Raw genomic sequence first — 18,229 nt, forward strand, 5'->3', positions numbered from 1 at the left:
GCATAATCGCAGCGCCATCCCGACACCAGAGACAGAACGACCATGCAAGACTACCACCATGACCGCGCCCGCGCGCTGCTTGCCAACGCCACCCAGATCGTCACGCCCGAGGAAGTCCAGGCCGCGGTGGCGCGTGTCGCCACTGAGCTGAACAAGCGCTTCGGCAATCCCGACGAGAAGTCCTTCCCGCTGGTGCTGGGCGTGATGGGCGGCGCCGTCGTGTTCACCGGCCACCTGCTGCCGCAGCTCGACTTCCCGCTCGAATTCGACTACATCCACGTGAGCCGCTACGGCGACGCCGACCGCGGCGGCCAGATCGTGTGGAAGGTCATCCCGCGCCAGGACGTGGCGGGCCGCACCATCGTCGTGGTCGACGACATCCTCGACGAAGGCGAGACCCTCGCCCACGTGAAGCAGCGCCTGCTCGACATGGGCGCGGCCGAAGTGGTCGTCGCGGTGTTCGCCGACAAGGACTTGAAACGCGCCAAGCCGATCAAGGCCGACCTGGTCGGCCTGACGCTGCCGAACGAGTTCGTGGTCGGCTTCGGCATGGACGTGTACAACTACTGGCGCAACCTGCCGGGACTGTGGTCGATCAACCAGGACGACCTGAGCGCGGCGGAGCCGCCGCCGCCCTTCCCGACGCCGGACGCGAAGCGCCTCGATTGATGTTGTAGGGGTGATCTGGCTCAGTGGACCAGATTACCCTACGCCAAACTGAGGCGCGCACGCGCCGCCGCGTACTCCGCCTTCAGGCGCTCGACCATCTCGGCCACGCTCGGCACGTCGTCCATCAGGCCCACGCCCTGGCCGGCGCCCCAGATGTCGCGCCAGGCCTTGGCGCTGCCCGCGCCAAAGCTCATCTTGCTCTTGTCCGATTCCGGCAGGTTGTCCGGATCGAGCCCGGCGGCCACGATCGATTTCTTCAGGTAGTTGCCGTGCACGCCAGTGAACAGGTTGGTGTACACCACGTCGGCCGCCGCCGATTCCACGATCGCGTCGCGATAGGCGTCGCTGACGTTCGATTCCTTCGTCGCCAGCCAGCGCGAGCCGATGTAGGCGAAGTCGGCGCCCATGGCCTGGGCCGCGAGGATCGCGTCGCCGGTGGCGATCGAGCCGGACAGCGCGATCGGCCCCTTGAAGAACTTGCGCACCTCGCCCACCAGCGCGAACGGCGACAGCGCGCCCGCATGGCCGCCGGCGCCGGCCGCCACCAGGATCAGGCCGTCCACGCCGGCTTCCAGCGCCTTTTCCGCGTGGCGGATCGAGACCACGTCGTGCATCACGATGCCGCCGTAGGCGTGCACCGCATCGAGCATCTCCTTCGGCGGCGCGCGCAGCGAGGAAATGATGATCGGCACCTGGTGCTTCACGCAGACCTCGACGTCGTGCGCCAGGCGATCGTTCGAGGCGTGCACGATCTGGTTCACCGCGATCGGGCCGACCTTCACGCCCGGATTGGCATCCTGGTAGGCGGCCAGTTCGCGCTGCAGGTCCGTCAGCCAGGTGTCCAGCAGCTCGGCCGGGCGCGCGTTCAGGGCGGGGAAGGAACCGACGATGCCGGCCTTGCACTGGGCCGCCACCAGCGCGGGACCGCTGGCGATGAACATCGGCGAAGCGATTACGGGGAGGGACAGGTCTTGCAGCACGGATGGCAGCGTCATGGATGGCTCTCGATGGTCGGTTAACTGATCGGTTGATCAAACGTAGTCAAGGCATTATGCCGTGAAAAAAGAACGATCGTGCTAGATTTTTGTCTCTAAACGTCAGTCAAGGCGCCGCCATCGATGCGGGCGGCGCCTGCGCGCACCAGTGCCGCGCAGGCCCAGTGCGCCAGTTCGTCCTTGCCCATCGCCAGCACCGCGGTGCGCACCCGCTCCACCAGCGGGATCGAGGCCAGCAGGCCCGGGAGCGCGTCCAGCGCCAGCATGCGCCGCTCCAGCAGCAGGAATTTCAGCAGCACCTTGACCGCGTTCTGCGCATTGCGCACCGGGTCGGCGCTCAGGTAGTCCAGGCGCGTTCTGGCCCGCGCCAGCGCGCCCGGCACGTCGCCGAACACCGCGCCATGGCCGGGAATGACCACGCGCGCATCCAGGGTGGCGATCAGGTCGAGGGTCGCGCCGACCTCGTCGAAACCCGGCTCGCCCGCCAGTTCCGGGAACACCACGCCGAAGCCATTTTCCCACAGCGCGTCGCCGGAAATGAGGATGCCTTCGCTTTCGCAGAAGAAGAGCAGCGCATGCGGGTCGTGCCCGGGCGCCGCCGCTACCACCCAGTGCAGGTCGCCCAGCACCAGCGTGTCGCCCGGCGCCAGGGTGGCGTCGAAACCGAAGCGCGCGCACTGCTGGCCGGTGGCTCGGTAGCTGAGCGCCTCTTCGTCCCATGCCGCCACCTTGGGGGCGTCCAGCGCCGGGATCGCGAGCCGGCAGCCATAGGTTTGCGCCAGCAGGGCGTTGCCGCCGCAGTGGTCCGAGTGCAGGTGGGTGTTGAGCAGGCGGTCGAGCGGGCGGGAACCGAGCACCTGGCGCACCAGCGCCAGGGTCTGCGCCGCATGCGTCACGTAGCCGCTGTCGACCAGCGCCGTGTCATCGGCGCCGGTGAACAGGATGTTGTTGGACGAGAGCCAGCCGCGCTCGAAGACGTGGATCGACGGGGGCAGGCGCAGGCTCACCTCAACCCCAGTCGATCTCGGCTTCGCGGCGCCGGATCTCGGCCCACACGGCGCGCTTGTCCTCGTCGCTGGCGCTGCCCCAGGCGACGATTTCCTCGATCGTGCGCAGGCAGCCCCGGCACAGGCCGGTAGCGGGCTCCATCTGGCACACGTTGATGCAGGGAGAAGGGACGGGGCTTTGCAGTTCCGGCTTCATTGCAGCACCACCGAGACGTCGATGAAGTGGGCGCAGATGGCGACCAGCACCATCAGGCCCACGACCAGCCGGCTGCCCCGGTCCTTCAGCGCATACAGCACCGGGTCGTCGTCCATCTCGCCGCGCGCGGTCTTGATCCACAGACGGCCCAGCCAGTAGATCATCAGTCCCGCCAGGCCCCACAGCAGCATCGGGCTGGCGTAGCGCTGTTCGGTCTCGGGCGCATTGATGAACAGGCCCAGAACCACCACCGCCGCCAGCGCCGAGGCCAGTCCCATCGGCCACAGCACGGCCAGGTCGACCACGCGATAGTCGCGTCCGTGCGCGCTGGCGTGGCCGCGCTGCTGCAGCGATTGCAGCTCGGAGCAGCGCTTCACCAGCGCCAGGCTGAGGAACACGAACAGCGAAAAGGCCAGCAGCCAGGACGTCGTGTGGATACCGACCGCCACCGAGCCGGTGACGATGCGCATCGTGTACAGCAGCGACAGCATCAGGACGTCGAGCAGCACGCGCTCCTTGAGCCACCAGCTGTAGGCCGTGGTCAGGATGACGTAGGCCAGCAGCATGGCCACGAAACCGGTATTGATCGTGAACGCGAGCCCGAAGGCGCCGCACAGCAGCAGCAGGGCTGCGGCCACGCCCGAGGTGATCGGCAGGGCCCCGCTGGCGAAGGGGCGCAGCCGCTTGCGCGGATGGACGCGGTCGCTGCCGAGGTCCCACAGGTCGTTCGCGATGTAGGTGGCCGATGCCGCCGTCGAAAAGCACAGGAAGGCGAGCAGCATGGTGGCGAGGTCGCCGGGCAGGAAAGAGAAGGCGGTCAGCAGCGGCACGAACAACAGCAGGTTCTTGGCCCACTGGTGCATGCGCAAGGCCTTGCGCCAGGTGCCCAGGCCGGCCGCGGGCTGCTCGAATTCCTTTTCGATGGGGTGCCTGCTGCGCACGGTGCGCGCCAGGCTGTTCGACGCGCCCACCAGCACGGCGGCCTGCGCGCCTTCCCACACCGCCAGGTCGGCCGTGCTGTCGCCGGCATAGGCGAAGGCCGGTCCCACTTGCTCGCGGATGGCGGCCAGCTTGTTGGCCCCCTTCAGGTTGCGCGTGCCATCGGTGGCCAGTACGCGGTCGAACAGACCGAGGTGCTGCGCCACCCGATCGGCGATCGAACGGTGCGCGGCCGTGGCCAGCACCAGTTCGCGCCCCGCGGCCTTCTCGGCGCGCAGGTAGTCGAGCAGTTCTTCGCGGTAGGGCAGTTGTTCCGGCGCCACAGTCACGCGGCGGGCGATTTCGGATTTCATGGTCTCCCGGCCGCGCGCCAGCCACAGGGGAAGCCTGAACAGGTCGAGCGGAGACTGCTTGGCCAGCAGGAGCACGGACTCGACCAGGGTATCGGTCAGGGTCAGGGTACCGTCGAGGTCGACCACCAGGGGGATGGGCGCCTGCCGGGAATCCAGCATGGAAGTTTCAGCCGAGGTCATGGAGAGCCAAAGATATCAATCATTGCAATGTGACCGCGCATTATCGCTCATCACGTGAACGCAGGCATCGCGCCACGTCAGGCCTGCTGCTTGCCGCGCCACTGCGCCTGCTTGCGCGCCAGCTTGTCCCTGAAGCGCACCGGGTCGATCAGGTGACGCTCGTGGATGCCTTCACAGACTTTTTCCACCTCGTCCCAGGCGTCGACCCGGAAACGCACCCGGCGCCCCTCCACTTCCAGCACCTCGCCCTCGATCCGCAGGCGCATGCCCGGCGGCGTCGGCGCCAGGTGGCGGAAGTTCACCATCGTCCCCAGGCTCTGCTCGTGCGGCCAGTCGACGTAGGGCATCATTCCGTGCAAGCAGGCAAGTTCCATCATGCCAACAAGGTAACCGGTGGCCAGCACATCCGGCATATCGCGGCAAAACAAGGTATCGTGGTAAAGCTGGGGCACGCTGGCGCGCTCCGGGACGGTGTAGTGCCATTCGAAGCGAAGGCCGGGCTGGAAAGTGGGATGCATGGGCGCAGCTTAGCGCATTGCAAGGCTGCCGTAAGCCTGGGCAGGAAGATTGCAAGCAATGGCACGAACAGGAGGGCCAATGAAGCTGAACAAGAAACTGATGGCACAGATGCGTGCCGCCACCCGCTCGACGGTGCGCTCTTTCCTGCACACGGGACCGGCGGCGGCAGACACCATGATCCAGGAAACGCTGAAGAACGCCACCGCCCTGCAGCGCGAAGCCCAGCGCCAGATGCGCAGCGTCGGCGTGGGGGCCGCCGCGGCGGCAAGCGATCCTTTCGAAGCGGAACTCGGCGTCAGCCTGCCCGGCAAGTTCATCGACGGCAGTCACACCAACCCGGCCGGCACCCGCGACTACAAGCTGTACGTCCCCGGCAGCCATGGCGGCAAGCCGCTGCCGCTCTTGGTGATGCTGCATGGCTGCACCCAGGATCCGGAGGATTTCGCCAACGGCACCGGCATGAACGAACTGGCCGAGGAAGCGCCCTGCCTGGTGTTGTATCCCGCTCAGAGCAAGGCAGCCAACCCCTCGCGCTGCTGGAACTGGTTCAACGCGGTCGACCAGCAGCGCGACCAGGGCGAACCCGCGATCATCGCCGGCATGACGCGTGCGATCATGGAACAGTACCCGGTCGATCCGGAACAGGTGTACGTGGCGGGCCTGTCGGCCGGCGGCGCGATGGCGACCATCATGGGCACGCTCTACCCGGACTTGTACGCGGCCGTGGGCGTGCATTCGGGCCTGCCGTTCGCATCGGCGCACGACCTGCCCTCGGCGCTGGCGGCCATGAAGGGCGAGTTCCGGCGCGCGCAAGCGCAAGCCCAGCTGCCCGGACGACAGCTCCCGATCATCGTCTTCCATGGCGACCAGGACACCACCGTGCATCCGGTGAATGCCGACGAACTCATCGCCCAGGGCGCGCGCCAGGCGGCACGCCACGCCGCGGAGCCGGGACGGGTGCCCGACGGCCATGCCTACACGCGCACCCTGCACCACCGCGAGGACGGGGCGGTGCATGCCGAACACTGGCTGATCCACGGGGCGGGCCATGCCTGGTCGGGTGGACGCGCGCGCGGCAGCTATACCGACGGGCGCGGACCGGATGCGAGCCGGGAGATGCTGCGCTTTTTCCGCACCCGCCGTTGAACCTCAGCCGGCGCGGCGCTTCGCCTCCTCGGCCTCGATGTGGGCACGCAGGCAGGGCGGGCACCAGCAGCCGGCAGCCTCCCGCGGCACCGGCACGGCGGGCGGCAGCGTCGTGCACCAGCAGGGTTCAGCGCTGCCGGTTACCATGGCACAGCCGAATTCGGCGCCGCAGCGGCTGCATGTACTCGGGGTGGAAACGCTACTCATGGTTCTTTACGGTGGGGATCGAGCCCATAAAATACAACAAGACGCCATATAATCAGCACAAGTACTACCCTGTTGCCTTAAAATCTTGCGACATTTAATTTGGACCCTCCATGAACGCTACTCTGACCAGCCTGAACACCGACGACCAGCCCAATGATCTGACGAAAGTATCGCCGCAGATCAAGGCGCAGATCCTGGCGGAGGCGCTTCCCTACATCCGTAATTTCCACGGCAAGACCATCGTCATCAAATACGGCGGCAACGCCATGACCGACGAGCGCCTGAAGCACGGCTTCGCACGCGACGTCATCCTGCTCAAGCTGGTGGGCATGAACCCGGTCGTGGTGCACGGCGGCGGTCCGCAGATCGACAACGCGCTCAAGAAGATCGGCAAGCAGGGCACTTTCGTGCAGGGCATGCGCATCACCGACGAAGAAACCATGGAAGTGGTCGAGTGGGTGCTGGGCGGTGAAGTCCAGCAGGACATCGTCATGCTGATCAACCACTACGGCGGCCAGGCCGTGGGCCTGACCGGCAAGGACGGTGGCCTGATCCGCGCACGCCGCATGAGCATGCCGGACAAGGAAAAGCCGGGCGAATTCCTGGACATCGGTTTCGTCGGCGAGATCGAGGCGATCAACCCCGCCGTCGTCAAGGCGCTGCAGGACGACGCCTTCATCCCGATCATCTCGCCGATCGGCTTCGGCCAGGACGGCCAGGCCTACAACATCAATGCCGACGTCGTCGCCGGCAAGATCGCCGAGATCCTGAAGGCCGAAAAGCTCATCATGATGACCAATATCGCCGGCGTGCAGGACAAGGCAGGCAACCTGGTCACCGACCTGTCGGCGCGCGAGATCGACGAGATGTTCGAAGACGGCACGATTTCGGGCGGCATGCTGCCGAAGATTTCGTCGGCACTGGACGCCGCCAAGTCGGGCGTCAATACCGTGCACATCATCGACGGGCGCATCGAGCACAGTTTGTTGCTGGAAGTCTTGACCGAGCAGGCATTTGGCACTATGATCCGGTCTCACTGATTTTTTGTGGCGGAAATTTTCGCCACATTAAATGACAAGATGCCCTTGTAGCTCAGTGGTAGAGCACTCCCTTGGTAAGGGAGAGGCCACGTGTTCAATCCACGTCAAGGGCACCACCTCCCCCCTGCAATACCTCCCCCTTAGTAGATCCGCTCCACCTTGATGCCGCGCTTGCGCAGCAGCTCGGGCAATCCGCCTTGTCCCAGCAAGTGCAGCAGGCCCACCGCCACCACCGCATTGTTTTCGCGCGCCAGCAGCGCCGCCACCTTGTCCGCCATCGGTCCGTTGCGCTCGTCGAGCAGGATGTCGCGCATGAATTTCCCGGTCAGGCTGTCGTCGCTTTCCACCCGCCGCATCAGGTCTTCCTGCGCGCGGCGGTCGGCGCGCTCGTAGGCATCGAGCAACTCGCGCGTTTCGCGCAGCTGGCGGCCCGATGCCATGTCTTCCAGGGTTTCTTCCAGCAGGCGCCACTGGTCTTCGTCCGACAGGCGGTTCAGCAGGCCGGCCTGGTAGTGCATGGTCTCGAGCTCGGCGATGCGGGTCTTGCCCTGGCGCGCCAGCGTGGCGAGGTGGTCGTCGACGCCGAGGGCCGGGTCATAGCCCAGCTTGGCGGTCTCGAACACGGCAAGCATGGTCACCAGCATCCAGGGCTTCAATTGCGCCACGGCGGCCGGCTCCAGCCCGTGCTTGCGCAGCGCGGCTTCGATGCGCGCGCGGCGCTCGGGCGCCAGGCCCGCGTAGCCGGGGCTACCGGGCGGGAACATGCCGTGCTGCCGGACGGCGGCGGCGATCGCGGCCGGGTCGCCCTTCATGTCGATTTCCAGCGCCAGCGTGGGAGCAACCGCGATCGCCGCCCGGATGCGCGGCTCGAGGGGATAGAAGTCGGCGCGGCCGACGTGCATGGTGCCGTACAGGTACAAGGTATTGCCCTTGTCCGTGGCCTTGAACAGCGCGCCTCGCGCTGTGCCCACGTCGGCTGCCAGCGCCTGGAAGGCCAGCAAGAACAAGCTGAGGAACACCACTATAATCGGACGTCGTCGCATTCATTTCTCCTTGTTGTATTCGCGCTGTTAACCTGAAATTGTGGCAAATCATACCCTCCCCTCCCCCGTCTGGCTCTTCGACCTCGACAATACCCTGCACGATGCCTCGCATGCCATCTTCCCGGCCATCAGCGCCAACATGAACACCTACATCGGACGCGTGCTGGGCGACGGCCTCACGCCCGCCACCCAGGCGCAGGTCGATGCGGCGCGCCTGGGCTACTGGAAGCGCTACGGCGCCACCCTGCTCGGCATGATCCGCCACCACGGCGTGTCGGCGGCCGACTTCCTGCACGTCACCCACGATCTCGGCGCCCTCGACAAGCTGGTGCGCGCAGAAAAGGGGCTGGGCACGCTGCTGCGCCGCCTGCCGGGCCGCAAGATCCTGCTCACCAACGCGCCGACGCGCTATTCGACCGACGTGATGCGCCACCTGGGCCTGAGCCGCCACTTCGCCCACCATGTGGCGATCGAGCACATGCATGTGCACCGCCAGCTGCGTCCCAAGCCTTCGAGCCTGATGCTGCGCCGCCTGCTGCGCAAGCACGGCGTGGCGGCGCGCCGCTGCATCCTGGTCGAGGACACGCTGGCCAACCTGAAAAGCGCCAGCCGCCTCGGCCTGCGTACCGTCTGGGTGACGCAGTACCTGCGCATGAGCGATCCGATCGGAAAGGCGCCGCTGCCAAGGACCCTGAAACGCCCCGGTTACGTCGATGTCAAAGTAAAATCCGTGCGGCAGCTTCCGGCGCGTTTGCACCGGCTGCGCTAATACCAACAACAACACGAAACTAGGGATCACATGGCAACCAAGCCAGGTCAGCGCAAGCTGCAAATCCTCCAGGCCCTGGCCTCGATGCTCGAGCAGCCGAAGGGCGAAAAGATCACCACGGCGGCGCTGGCGGCGCGCCTGTCGGTATCGGAGGCGGCGCTGTACCGCCACTTCGCCAGCAAGGCGCAGATGTACGAAGGCCTGATCGAGTTCATCGAGTCCAGCGTCTTCGGCCTGATCAACCAGATCGCCGAACGCGAGGAAGACGGCGTGCACCAGGCGCATGCGATCCTGCAGATGCTGCTGTCCTTTGCCGCCAACAACCCGGGCATGACCCGGGTGCTGATTGGCGACGCGCTGGTGGGCGAGGACGAGCGCCTGCAGCTGCGCATGAATGGGTTCTACGATCGCGTCGAAATGGCCTTCAAGGGCGCACTGCGGATCGCCGTCACCCAGGGCCACGGCCTCGAGACCGACGTCGCGGCGCGCGCCAGCCTCCTGGTGAGCTACGTGACCGGACGCTGGCACCGCTTCGCCAAGAGCGGCTTCAGGCAGAACCCGGCCGAAGGCACGGCCCTGCAGCTGTCGCTGCTGCTGGCGGCATAAGGACAAGCGCCACGCAATCATGGACACCCAGGAAGTATTCGCGCTGCTGGACGACGCCGGGGCGGCCGGCGAGGCCCGTTCGCGCCTCTACAGCCGCCACGCCGGCACGCTGCATTGCCTTGATGCCGCCGGCTGGCCGCAGCTGCTGCGCGCGCTGCAGGAAGCACTGGGACGCGGCCTGTACGCGGTGCCGCTGCTCACCTACGAACTGGGCGCGCACCTCCAGGGGGTGGCGGCGCAGCCGGTGCAAGGCGCGCTGGCGCAGGTGCTGCTGTTCGAACAGTGCGAGCACCTGGACGCAAGCCAGGTCGAGGCCTGGATCGCCACACGCGCACCCGCCGACGAACTGGCGGGCGTGGCCGGCATCACCCCCAATGTGGACGAAGCGGCCTTCACCGATGCGATCCGCCGCATCCGCGACTACATCGCCGCCGGCGACACCTACCAGGTGAACTACACCTACCGCCTGCGTTTCGACACCTACGGTTCTCTGGTCAAGCTGTATGCGCGGCTGCGGGCGCGCCAGCGCGTCCCCTACGGCGCCCTGGTGGCCCTGCCGGACGGCGGCGCCGTCTTGTCCTTCTCGCCCGAGCTGTTCGTGCGCCACGAAGCCGGCAAGCTGCTGGCGCGGCCGATGAAGGGCACCGCGCCGGCCAGCGGCGACGATGCGGTGGATGAGGAGCGCTCCCGGGCGCTTTCTTCGGACACCAAGAACCGCGCCGAGAACCTGATGATCGTCGACCTGCTGCGCAACGACCTGGGACGGGTCGCCGTCACCGGCAGCGTCGAGGTGCCGGCGCTGTTCGAGGTGCGCCGCTACGGCACCGTGCTGCAGATGACCTCGACCGTGCAGGCGCGCCTGCGCGAGGATGCGAGTCTGGAGGAGGTATTCGCCGCGCTCTACCCCTGCGGCTCGATCACGGGCGCGCCGAAGCGCCGCAGCATGGAGATCATCCACGAACTCGAACCGAGCGCGCGCGGCATCTATACCGGCGCGATCGGCTGGTTCGATCCGCCCGCCGCGGGCAACGCCAACACCTTTGGCGATTTCTGCCTGTCGGTCCCGATCCGCACCCTGGCACTGGGCGCGCCGGAGGGTGGCACCCGCAAGGGAGAACTGGGCGTCGGCGCCGGCATCGTGTACGACAGCGATGCCGCCTCCGAATACGCCGAATGCCAGCTCAAGGCGCGCTTCCTGACCGGCCTGGCCAACGAGTTCGAGATCTTCGAAACCCTGCGCGCCTCTTGGGACGACGGCTGCCGCCACGTCGAGCAGCACCTCGACCGCCTGGCTGCATCCTGCCGCTACTTCGGCTATCCGTTCGACTATGGCGCCGCCCGCGCGGCATTGAACGAGGCCTGCCTGGCCCTGCCCCATGGGCAGTTGCACCGGCTGCGCCTGGCGGTGGCTCCCGGCGGCGCGCTGACCGTGCAGGCGGCGCCGATCACGCCCTTGAGCGAACCGGTGGCGCTGTTGCTGGCCCAGGAAAGCACCCATTCGGGCGACGTCTTCCTGCGCCACAAGACGAGCGTGCGCAGCCGCTACGATGCGGCCTGGCGCGCCGCCGAGGCGCAAGGGGCGTTTGACGCCTTGTTCTTCAACGAGCGCGGGGAACTGACCGAGGGAGGACGCAGCAATGTGTTCCTGCGTTTCGGCAGCGAGTGGATCACGCCGCCCTTGTCGAGCGGCCTGCTGCCGGGCGTGATGCGCGGCGTGCTGCTGCAGGCGCCGGCCTGGCGCGCCAGCGAACAGCGCATCACGCGCGAGATGCTGGCGGAGGCGGACGACATCGTCGTCTGCAATGCGCTGCGCGGGCCGCTGCGGGCGGTCCTGCTGGACGACCCGCAGGGCTAAGCTCTTCAGAAGCGGTAACCGAACCCCAGGCCGAACAGCAGCGGGTCGACCTTGACCGAGCTCGCCTTGGCGCCGCCGACCATCACGTCGCTGCGGATGTTCACTTTTTTCACATCGAGGTTCAGCGACCAGCGCGCATCGAGCCGGATGTCCACGCCGGCCTGCAGGGCCAGGCCCCAGCTGTCGTTCTCGAGATCGGCCGCCCCGTCCAGCAGCTTCACGCGCGAGATGCGCGTGTAGTTCAGGCCTGCGCCCACGTAAGGATTCACTGTCGACTGCGGTGCGAAGTGGTATTGGGCCGTCAGGGTCGGCGGCAGGTGGCGGAAGCTGCCGATGCGGGCGCCGTCCAGGGTGACGTCGTGCTTCTGTGGATAAGTCAGGATCAGCTCGGCCGCCAGGTGCGGCGTGAAGAAGTAGGAGATGTCGACTTCGGGGATGGTCTTGCCGGCCACGTGGATACGATCCGCGGCGCCGCTGCCGGCCAAGGGCGCGGATGCATTCGCCGGGTCGATGTGGACGGCGCGCGCACGCACCATCCAGTTGCTATCCTGTGCCAGGGCCTGGCTGCCGGCGAGTGCAAGAGTGATCGCCAGCACAGGCTTCAACAAGGTTTTCATTTCTTCTTCCTTTCGTCATGGTAACGAAAGGAAGAATATTGATGCAGCGCAAAAAAATCGTTGATGTGGATCAAATAGCCATAACGGCAGAAAGGTTATTCAGTCCCTGCCTTACATGGTGAGCGCCTGCTCGATCTTGCCGACCAGGGCCGGGTCTTCCGGCGTCACCTTGCTCGGGAAGTGTTCGAGCACCTTGCCGTCGCGGCCGATCAGGTACTTGGTGAAGTTCCACTTCGGCGCCTGGCCGGTCGCCCTGGTGAGGCTGGCGTGCAGCGGGTTGGCTTCCGGGCCGGTGACCGCGCTCTTGGCGAACATCGGGAACTTGACGCCGTAGGTGTTGAAGCAGAAGTCCGCGATTTCTTTCGCATTGCCCGGCTCCTGCTTGCCGAAATCGTTCGAGGGGAAGCCCAGCACCACCAGGCCGCGCCCGCCGTACTTCGCGTACAGCTTCTCGAGTCCTTCGTACTGCTTGGTGAAGCCGCAGTAGCTGGCGGTGTTCACGACCAGCACCACCTTGCCCGCGTACTGGCACAGGTCCTGCGGCGCGTCGTCCTGCAGGCGCTTGAAATTCTGCTTGAGGATGGCGGGGCAGCTCATCGGCATGCGCGCGGCAGCCGGGGCGCCCGGCGCGGACGTGGCCTGTGCGGCAGCCGGAGAAGCAGCGCTGGCTGCGGCAAGGGCAGCGAACAGCAGGGCGGTGGTCTTGATCATGGCGGGGATATCCCTGGTTGGTGATGCCACGATTGTAACGCAGCCGCCGCCTGTAAAGATGGCCGGATGGCCGCGGCGCCCGGACGATATCCGTTCAACCGGCGTTCAGGCTGCGGTGCTCGATCTTGATGCAGTGGTTCATGACGACATCGAGGCCGGCGGCGCGCGCCAGGTCGGCGGCGGCCTGGTTTTCGATGTCCAGCTGCATCCAGAGGCAGCCGGCGCGCACGGCGATCGCGTCGCGTGCGATCGGGGGAATGTCTTCGGACTTGCGGAAGCAGTCGACGATGTCGATCCGCTGGCCGTTGCTTGCCAGGGCGTCGGCTGCTTCCTGCAGCGTGGCGACCACCTGTTCGCCCAGGATAATCTCGCCGGCGTAGCTCGGGTTCACCGGCACGATGCGATAGCCGTTTTGCTGCAAGTAAGCGGCCACTTCATTGCTGGCGCGGTCGGGCTTGTTCGACAGGCCGACGATGGCGATGGTCTTGCTGTCGTTGAGGATCTGGGCAATGCTTCTCATGGTGGCTTGGCTCGATGTGGATTCGGTGCCTAGCTTATCAGATGTGCATCATTGCTGGCGTCGCGGGCGCAAACGTGAAAAGATGCGGGCACGTCCGATTTTCATTCCAAACATGCGCCCTACCGCCCTCTCCTTTCTCACCGCCCTGGCCCTCTCGCTGCTTCTTCATGCTGCCGAACCGCTGGCCGCGGTCGAACGCGCCATCGTGCCCGTCGCCAGCTGGGGCGGCACCCCGGCCGACGCGTCGAAAGCGCGCCGCCACACCATCAGCCAGATCACCCTGCACCACCAGGGCGAGCCCTTCAAGCCGGGCACCGATCCGCAGGGCTACCTGCGGCGCCTGCAGTCGTGGTCGCGCGCCAGCAAGGGCTGGCTCGACATCCCCTACCACTACGTCATCGACCTCGACGGCCGCATCTACGAGGCGCGCAACATCGACTTCGCGGGCGACACCAATACGGAATACGATCCGAGCGGCCACGCCCTGATCGAAGTGGTCGGCAATTTCGAGGAAGTGGAGCCGAACCGGCAGCAGCTGGAGGCCGTGGTCGACCTGATGGCGCTGCTGGCGGCCAGGTACAAGGTCTCGCTGGACGACATCAAGAGCCACCGGGATCACTCCGACAAGACCGTGTGCCCGGGTGCGAACCTGTACCGCTACGTGAAGGAAGACTGGTTCCGCCACAAGGTGGCGCTGCGCCTGGCGGGTGAGCAGGCCAGGCGCTGAACCCTTATAACTTGCGCGCCGGGATGTCACGCCCGCCCTGCTTCAGCACGAAGCCCTGGCCAGGCGCCGGCTCGAAGCTGATCTCGGCATCGACGTCGTTCGAGAAGAACACGGTCTCGCTCATCGCGAAGATTTCCAGCTTGGGCTGCCCGGTGGCCTGGGCAAAATAGCGCTCGCCCTCGCGGCTGAGTTCCATCACGAAGCCGGGAGCCAATTCGTAGCGGCCGACGCGGGTATCGAAGGCCGCGTTCGGGATCTTCACCGCCTGGCGGCCGGCCGGCGCGTCGCCGATACGCGGATTGACCAGCGCATTGCCATCCTGGTGCAGCGTCACGGCCGTCACCTTGCCGCCAGCGTCACGCTGGAATTCGAACCAGTCCATGCCCCCGGGCATGAAGAAGGTATTGGTCGACGCGGCCTTCAGCGGTATCGGCGGCCGGCCGCTGCGCTGCATGACAAGACCATCGGCGCTGCGGCGGAACACACGCTGCACGCCCTTCTCGACTTCAAAGGTGCCGGTGACCGCGTCGAGCGCCGCGCCATCGAGCGCCACCTCCTTGAACTCGCGGTAGGGCTTGCCGATGGCGATGCCGGCCGCCTTGCGCGCCACCAGGCCCGGATTGGCGGGACCGCTGTCGCTGTTGACCAGCACCGCGACGTACGTCTTCTGCTCCGGGAAGCGCAGCGCATAGGTAGAAAAACCGTTGATCGCCCCGCCGTGGCCGATCGCCCTCTCGCCCTGCAGCGTGTTGATGTCCCAGCCGTAGCCATAGCCGGCAAGCTTGCCGTCGCTCAGGCGGTACGGGGTAAAGGCGCGCTGCCAGCTGGCCGGCTTGAGCAGCCGACCGGCGCCGATCGCCGCATCCCAGCGCGCCAGGTCATCCACCGTCGACACCAGCGCGCCGGCCGCGTAGGGCTGGGTCATGCTGAGCGGCATGGCGGCGCCGAAACCCTGGGCGTTGCGGCTATGGCCGGCGGCCACCGGCGCCCTGCTGTGACCAAGGCCCTCGTAATAGGTGTCCTGCATGCCGAGCGGCTTGAAGATGCGCTGCTCCAGGAATGCCGCATAGGTCTGGCCCGAGATCTTCTCGATGATCGCGCCGAGCAGGAAGTAGCCCGAATTGTTGTAGCGGTACTGGCTGCCGGGTTCGAACTCGAGCGGATCGTTCTTGAACGAGTCGATCATCTGCGTCACGCTCACGTCCCGCCCCATGGCCAGCACATAACCCGGCTTCCCCGTGTAGCTTGGGATGCCCGAGGTATGGGTCAGCAGGTGCTCAATCGTGATCTTCTTTCCCTTGGCCGGAAAGGCCGGCAGGTGCTTCGTGATGTCGTCATCCAGCGACAGCCTGCCCTCTTCCACCAGCATCAGGATCGCCGTCGAGGTGAACTGCTTGGTGATGGAACCGAGACGCAGCGCCATTTCCGGCCTCATCTTCACGCCCTTCGTGGTGTCGGCCATGCCGTAAGCACGGCGCAGCACCGGCTTGCCGTCCTTGACCACGATGACCGTGGCCCCCGGCATGTCTGCCTTGAAGAAGGGCGCGATGGCGGTGTCGATCCGGCTGGCCAGGTCCTGTTCGGCGACTGAGCTTCCGGCGCCGGCCTCCTGGGCCAGGGCGAGGTGGGGCTGGCACATCAGCAGTACGGCGGCGCAGACAGCGTGACGGAGCAGCATGATCGATCCCTTTCGTTGTTGTGGATATCGGGAAGCGTAGACCCGGCTTGCCTGGACAGCAAGCCCCGGGCGATGAATTGCCAGTTTTGTGGTCCCAGTCGTCAAATCCGGCGGCCGCTGAAATTGCGCCCACCCTGCTTGAAGCTCAGGGTCTGGCTGCCGAAGCTGATCTCGGCGTCGACGTCGCGCGCGAAGAAGCGGGTTTCGCTCAGCGGGAAGATCTCGACCCGGCGCTGGCCGGTCGGCTGTACGAAGTAGCGGCTGCCCTCGCGCGTCACCTCGAACACCATGCCCGGCTGGATCTCGTAGCGGCCGGCGTGCGCGTCAAAAGCGGCGTCCGCGATCTTCGCCACGATCCGCGGCGCCGGCGCCTCGCCGCTGCGTACGTGGTTCAGCGCCCTGCCGTCCTGGTGGTAGGTCACGCCCGTGACCTTGCCCACAGCATCGCGCTGAAACACGATCCAGTCCGCCGTATCCGGCACGAAGAATTCGTTGGCCGACATCGGCTTCAAGACCAGGGGACCGCGGCCGGCGCGCAGCAAGGACAGGAACTCGCCGTCGCGGCTGAAGACCCGTTGCGTATCCTTGTCGAGGCTGTACACGCCGGCTACCGCGTCCAGCGCCGCGGCATCGAGCGCCACCTCGCGGAATTCCGGCAGCGGCTTGCCGATGGCGACGGCAGCCGCCCTGCGCGCCACCACGTCCGGCACCACCATGCCAGCATCGCCGTTGGTCAGCACCGCCACGTACACGCCCTTGTTGGGCAGGCGCAGGCCATACGAGCGGAAGCCCCGGGTCGACCCGCTGTGGCCGATGGTCGGCTCGCCCTGGATCAGGGTCAGCTCCCAGCCATAACCGTAGTGGCTGTCCTTGCCGTCGCTCAGGCGGTAGGACGTGAAGGCGCGCTGCCAGGTGGCCGGCTTGAGCAGCTTCCTGCCCACGGCCGCATCCCATTTCGCCAGGTCGTCCACGGTCGACACCAGTTCGCCGGCGGCATAGGACTGGTTCTTGCCGAGCGGCCGGGCCGGACCAAACCCTTTCTCGAGCGGGGAATGGCCGGCGGCGCTCGGCCACGCACTGCGCTCGTGGCCTTCGTAGGCGGTGTGGTCCATCCCGAGGGGCACGAAGATGCGCTGCGCCAGGAACTTGTGATAGGGCAGGCCGGAGACCTTCTCGATGATGGCCCCGAGCAGGTAGTAGCCCGAATTGTTGTAGCGCCAGGTGCTGCCGGGCTCGAACTGCAGCGGGTCGTTCTTGAAGGAGTCAATCTGGGCCGCCACCGTGATGTCCTGCGGCGCCCGCTGGGGGAAGCCCGGCTTGCCGGTATAGCTGATGATGCCCGAGGTATGGGTCAGCAGGTGTTCGATGGTGATCTTCTTGCCCTGGGTCGGGTAGTCCGGCAGGTACTTGGTGATCTCGTCGTCGATGGACAGCTTGCCCTCGTCCGCCAGCAGCAGGATGCCGGTGGCGGTGAACTGCTTGGTCATCGAACCGATGCGCATGGCCATCTCGGGCGCCATTTTCACGCCCTTGCTCGTGTCGGCCATGCCGTAGGCGCGGCGCAGGACGGTCTGGCCATCCTTGACGACCAGGACGATGCCGCCCGGCGCCTCGGCAGGGAAATAGGGAGCGACGGTCGCGTGCAGGCGGAAGGACAGGTCGTCGAGTGCGCGCTTGCTGAGCGGCTTGCCAGGGGGGGAGTCGGCGGCGAAAGCGGTGTGCGGCGCGCACAGGAGCAGCGCTGCGGCGCAGATGGCGGTACGAATGAACATGGTCGGCATTCCTTTCTTGTTATGGACTGCCGTGACTGTACGTACGGTGCCGGGCCTGCCGCAATCAGGAGCCGATCAACCGTCGTTCGGATGGGTCAAGTGGTGGCTATGCGGGGGCGAACGGGAGCGCCCCGGCAGGCGTCAAGGCAGGCGGGCGGCGAGGAACAGCCAGATCACGGTCATCACGAGGATGCCGGTGATGGTCACGCAGGTACCGGTGAAGAACAGGGCCGACAGCATGGTGGCGGACAGCACGCGCTCGAACAGGAAGCCGAGCGCGAAGTCGAAGGTGGCCAGCACCGACCAGCGCCGCATGTAGACCGGTAAATAACGGCTCATGCGCCGGTTGTGCTCGCGCGCGGCATGGCGTTCGTACAGGTTGCGCGCCCTGCTGACGTCGCGGAACAGCCAGTCGAAGAAGAGGAAGCGGTACAGGGTCTGGCCGAAGCGGTCGTCCGCCGGCCGGGTTTGCTGCTGTTCGCGATGGTCTGGAGGGCTTGCCATGGTTGGCTCGAGAGCTGTCTCAACGCACAGGAAGCCATAGTAAGCCCAAAACACCCACGCACTCGTGCGCCAGCTAACCGTGTCCTGCAAACTTCACCTCTAGCTCTTGCACAAACCGGGGTCAGGTCTGACATTTGGACACGACCTCGACCGTGCACGCAGTCCAGAGTAGCGAC

General features: G+C 66.3%; 20 protein-coding genes and 1 tRNA gene. 8 read left to right on the forward strand and 13 right to left on the reverse strand.

Going from position 1 to position 18,229, the window contains the following annotated elements:
- Positions 1-42 precede the first annotated feature (42 nt).
- Complete coding sequence (locus tag B2R83_RS18690; protein ID WP_292044134.1) at positions 43-669, forward strand: hypoxanthine-guanine phosphoribosyltransferase; 627 nt, start codon at positions 43-45, stop codon at positions 667-669.
- A 38-nt stretch (positions 670-707) separates the two neighbouring features.
- Here B2R83_RS18690 and B2R83_RS18695 read toward each other — a convergent pair whose 3' ends face one another.
- From B2R83_RS18695 to B2R83_RS18715, 5 genes are all read right to left on the reverse strand, one after another.
- Positions 708-1,664, reverse strand: a complete 957-nt coding sequence (locus tag B2R83_RS18695) for an NAD(P)H-dependent flavin oxidoreductase (protein ID WP_292044135.1) — start codon at positions 1,662-1,664, stop codon at positions 708-710.
- Between the two features lie 95 nt (positions 1,665-1,759).
- Positions 1,760-2,671: an MBL fold metallo-hydrolase gene (locus B2R83_RS18700; RefSeq protein ID WP_292044136.1), complete on the reverse strand. Its 912-nt coding sequence runs from the start codon at positions 2,669-2,671 to the stop codon at positions 1,760-1,762.
- Position 2,672: 1 nt separating this feature from the next.
- Positions 2,673-2,867, reverse strand: a complete 195-nt coding sequence (locus B2R83_RS18705; RefSeq protein WP_209589414.1) for a DUF1289 domain-containing protein — start codon at positions 2,865-2,867, stop codon at positions 2,673-2,675.
- Positions 2,864-4,318: a UbiA family prenyltransferase gene (locus B2R83_RS18710; protein ID WP_292044137.1), complete on the reverse strand. Its 1,455-nt coding sequence runs from the start codon at positions 4,316-4,318 to the stop codon at positions 2,864-2,866. The genes B2R83_RS18705 and B2R83_RS18710 overlap by 4 nt, the downstream gene beginning before the upstream one ends.
- Before the next feature lie 98 nt (positions 4,319-4,416).
- Positions 4,417-4,857 carry a thioesterase family protein gene (locus tag B2R83_RS18715; RefSeq protein WP_209589412.1) on the reverse strand — a complete coding sequence of 147 codons (441 nt, stop codon included), beginning with the start codon at positions 4,855-4,857 and terminating at the stop codon, positions 4,417-4,419.
- Between the two features lie 79 nt (positions 4,858-4,936).
- Here B2R83_RS18715 and B2R83_RS18720 point away from each other — a divergent pair, with 79 nt between their 5' ends.
- Positions 4,937-6,004: an alpha/beta hydrolase family esterase gene (locus B2R83_RS18720; protein WP_292044138.1), complete on the forward strand. Its 1,068-nt coding sequence runs from the start codon at positions 4,937-4,939 to the stop codon at positions 6,002-6,004.
- Between the two features lie 3 nt (positions 6,005-6,007).
- Here the strand turns inward: B2R83_RS18720 and B2R83_RS18725 are convergent, their stop codons facing one another.
- Entirely contained in the window at positions 6,008-6,211 is a 204-nt protein-coding gene (locus tag B2R83_RS18725) for a cysteine-rich CWC family protein (RefSeq protein WP_081926156.1), read from the reverse strand.
- Between the two features lie 110 nt (positions 6,212-6,321).
- Here B2R83_RS18725 and argB point away from each other — a divergent pair, with 110 nt between their 5' ends.
- Both argB and B2R83_RS18735 read left to right on the forward strand, forming a co-directional pair.
- Positions 6,322-7,251 (forward strand): acetylglutamate kinase, encoded by a 930-nt coding sequence (gene argB, locus B2R83_RS18730; protein WP_051306276.1) that lies wholly within the window; start codon positions 6,322-6,324, stop codon positions 7,249-7,251.
- A gap of 41 nt (positions 7,252-7,292) precedes the next feature.
- A tRNA-Thr gene (locus tag B2R83_RS18735) sits at positions 7,293-7,367 on the forward strand.
- Between the two features lie 24 nt (positions 7,368-7,391).
- Here the strand turns inward: B2R83_RS18735 and B2R83_RS18740 are convergent.
- Positions 7,392-8,294, reverse strand: a complete 903-nt coding sequence (locus B2R83_RS18740; RefSeq protein WP_292044139.1) for a TraB/GumN family protein — start codon at positions 8,292-8,294, stop codon at positions 7,392-7,394.
- Positions 8,295-8,334: 40 nt separating this feature from the next.
- On the opposite strand from B2R83_RS18740, the gene B2R83_RS18745 reads away from it, so the two are divergent.
- From B2R83_RS18745 to pabB, 3 genes are read left to right on the forward strand one after another with little or no spacing between them, the layout of a single operon-like run.
- Positions 8,335-9,063 carry an HAD-IA family hydrolase gene (locus B2R83_RS18745; protein WP_036216806.1) on the forward strand — a complete coding sequence of 243 codons (729 nt, stop codon included), beginning with the start codon at positions 8,335-8,337 and terminating at the stop codon, positions 9,061-9,063.
- A 30-nt stretch (positions 9,064-9,093) separates the two neighbouring features.
- Positions 9,094-9,669, forward strand: a complete 576-nt coding sequence (slmA, locus tag B2R83_RS18750) for a nucleoid occlusion factor SlmA (protein ID WP_036216808.1) — start codon at positions 9,094-9,096, stop codon at positions 9,667-9,669.
- Between the two features lie 19 nt (positions 9,670-9,688).
- Positions 9,689-11,524 carry an aminodeoxychorismate synthase component I gene (gene pabB, locus B2R83_RS18755; protein WP_292044140.1) on the forward strand — a complete coding sequence of 612 codons (1,836 nt, stop codon included), beginning with the start codon at positions 9,689-9,691 and terminating at the stop codon, positions 11,522-11,524.
- 5 nt (positions 11,525-11,529) lie between these two features.
- On the opposite strand, the gene B2R83_RS18760 is transcribed toward pabB, so the two are convergent.
- The 3 genes from B2R83_RS18760 to B2R83_RS18770 form a co-directional block, all read right to left on the reverse strand.
- The gene (locus B2R83_RS18760) at positions 11,530-12,141 is read right to left on the reverse strand and encodes an OmpW/AlkL family protein (RefSeq protein WP_292044141.1); all 612 of its coding nucleotides are present in this window, start codon (positions 12,139-12,141) and stop codon (positions 11,530-11,532) included.
- 111 nt (positions 12,142-12,252) lie between these two features.
- Positions 12,253-12,852 carry a glutathione peroxidase gene (locus B2R83_RS18765; protein ID WP_292044142.1) on the reverse strand — a complete coding sequence of 200 codons (600 nt, stop codon included), beginning with the start codon at positions 12,850-12,852 and terminating at the stop codon, positions 12,253-12,255.
- A 94-nt stretch (positions 12,853-12,946) separates the two neighbouring features.
- Positions 12,947-13,372, reverse strand: a complete 426-nt coding sequence (locus B2R83_RS18770; protein WP_292044143.1) for a CoA-binding protein — start codon at positions 13,370-13,372, stop codon at positions 12,947-12,949.
- A gap of 112 nt (positions 13,373-13,484) precedes the next feature.
- Between B2R83_RS18770 and B2R83_RS18775 the strand changes: the two genes are divergently transcribed.
- Positions 13,485-14,099, forward strand: coding sequence for a peptidoglycan recognition protein family protein (locus B2R83_RS18775; protein ID WP_292044144.1), 615 nt, complete (start codon positions 13,485-13,487; stop codon positions 14,097-14,099).
- Positions 14,100-14,103: 4 nt separating this feature from the next.
- Here B2R83_RS18775 and B2R83_RS18780 read toward each other — a convergent pair whose 3' ends face one another.
- The 3 genes from B2R83_RS18780 to B2R83_RS18790 all read right to left on the reverse strand — a co-directional run bounded on the left by B2R83_RS18780 (position 14,104) and on the right by B2R83_RS18790 (position 18,053).
- Complete coding sequence (locus B2R83_RS18780) at positions 14,104-15,777, reverse strand: serine hydrolase (protein WP_292044145.1); 1,674 nt, start codon at positions 15,775-15,777, stop codon at positions 14,104-14,106.
- A gap of 101 nt (positions 15,778-15,878) precedes the next feature.
- Positions 15,879-17,549, reverse strand: a complete 1,671-nt coding sequence (locus tag B2R83_RS18785; protein WP_292044146.1) for a serine hydrolase — start codon at positions 17,547-17,549, stop codon at positions 15,879-15,881.
- Between the two features lie 141 nt (positions 17,550-17,690).
- Positions 17,691-18,053, reverse strand: coding sequence for a hypothetical protein (locus tag B2R83_RS18790; protein ID WP_292044147.1), 363 nt, complete (start codon positions 18,051-18,053; stop codon positions 17,691-17,693).
- Between the last annotated feature and the right edge of the window lie 176 nt (positions 18,054-18,229).

Origin of the sequence: Massilia sp. UBA6681, assembly GCF_002454935.1 — a bacterium.
Lineage (GTDB): Bacteria > Pseudomonadota > Gammaproteobacteria > Burkholderiales > Burkholderiaceae_D > Telluria > Telluria varians.

Coding starts and splice junctions, on each gene's coding strand:
- B2R83_RS18690 (WP_292044134.1), top strand. CDS start 43: ATGCAAGACTACCACCATGACCGCGCCCGCGCGCTGCTTGCCAACGCC.
- B2R83_RS18695 (WP_292044135.1), bottom strand. CDS start 1,664: ATGACGCTGCCATCCGTGCTGCAAGACCTGTCCCTCCCCGTAATCGCT.
- B2R83_RS18705 (WP_209589414.1), bottom strand. CDS start 2,867: ATGAAGCCGGAACTGCAAAGCCCCGTCCCTTCTCCCTGCATCAACGTG.
- B2R83_RS18710 (WP_292044137.1), bottom strand. CDS start 4,318: ATGCTGGATTCCCGGCAGGCGCCCATCCCCCTGGTGGTCGACCTCGAC.
- B2R83_RS18715 (WP_209589412.1), bottom strand. CDS start 4,857: ATGCATCCCACTTTCCAGCCCGGCCTTCGCTTCGAATGGCACTACACC.
- B2R83_RS18720 (WP_292044138.1), top strand. CDS start 4,937: ATGAAGCTGAACAAGAAACTGATGGCACAGATGCGTGCCGCCACCCGC.
- B2R83_RS18725 (WP_081926156.1), bottom strand. CDS start 6,211: ATGAGTAGCGTTTCCACCCCGAGTACATGCAGCCGCTGCGGCGCCGAA.
- argB (WP_051306276.1), top strand. CDS start 6,322: ATGAACGCTACTCTGACCAGCCTGAACACCGACGACCAGCCCAATGAT.
- B2R83_RS18740 (WP_292044139.1), bottom strand. CDS start 8,294: ATGCGACGACGTCCGATTATAGTGGTGTTCCTCAGCTTGTTCTTGCTG.
- slmA (WP_036216808.1), top strand. CDS start 9,094: ATGGCAACCAAGCCAGGTCAGCGCAAGCTGCAAATCCTCCAGGCCCTG.
- pabB (WP_292044140.1), top strand. CDS start 9,689: ATGGACACCCAGGAAGTATTCGCGCTGCTGGACGACGCCGGGGCGGCC.
- B2R83_RS18760 (WP_292044141.1), bottom strand. CDS start 12,141: ATGAAAACCTTGTTGAAGCCTGTGCTGGCGATCACTCTTGCACTCGCC.
- B2R83_RS18765 (WP_292044142.1), bottom strand. CDS start 12,852: ATGATCAAGACCACCGCCCTGCTGTTCGCTGCCCTTGCCGCAGCCAGC.
- B2R83_RS18770 (WP_292044143.1), bottom strand. CDS start 13,372: ATGAGAAGCATTGCCCAGATCCTCAACGACAGCAAGACCATCGCCATC.
- B2R83_RS18775 (WP_292044144.1), top strand. CDS start 13,485: ATGCGCCCTACCGCCCTCTCCTTTCTCACCGCCCTGGCCCTCTCGCTG.
- B2R83_RS18780 (WP_292044145.1), bottom strand. CDS start 15,777: ATGCTGCTCCGTCACGCTGTCTGCGCCGCCGTACTGCTGATGTGCCAG.
- B2R83_RS18785 (WP_292044146.1), bottom strand. CDS start 17,549: ATGTTCATTCGTACCGCCATCTGCGCCGCAGCGCTGCTCCTGTGCGCG.
- B2R83_RS18790 (WP_292044147.1), bottom strand. CDS start 18,053: ATGGCAAGCCCTCCAGACCATCGCGAACAGCAGCAAACCCGGCCGGCG.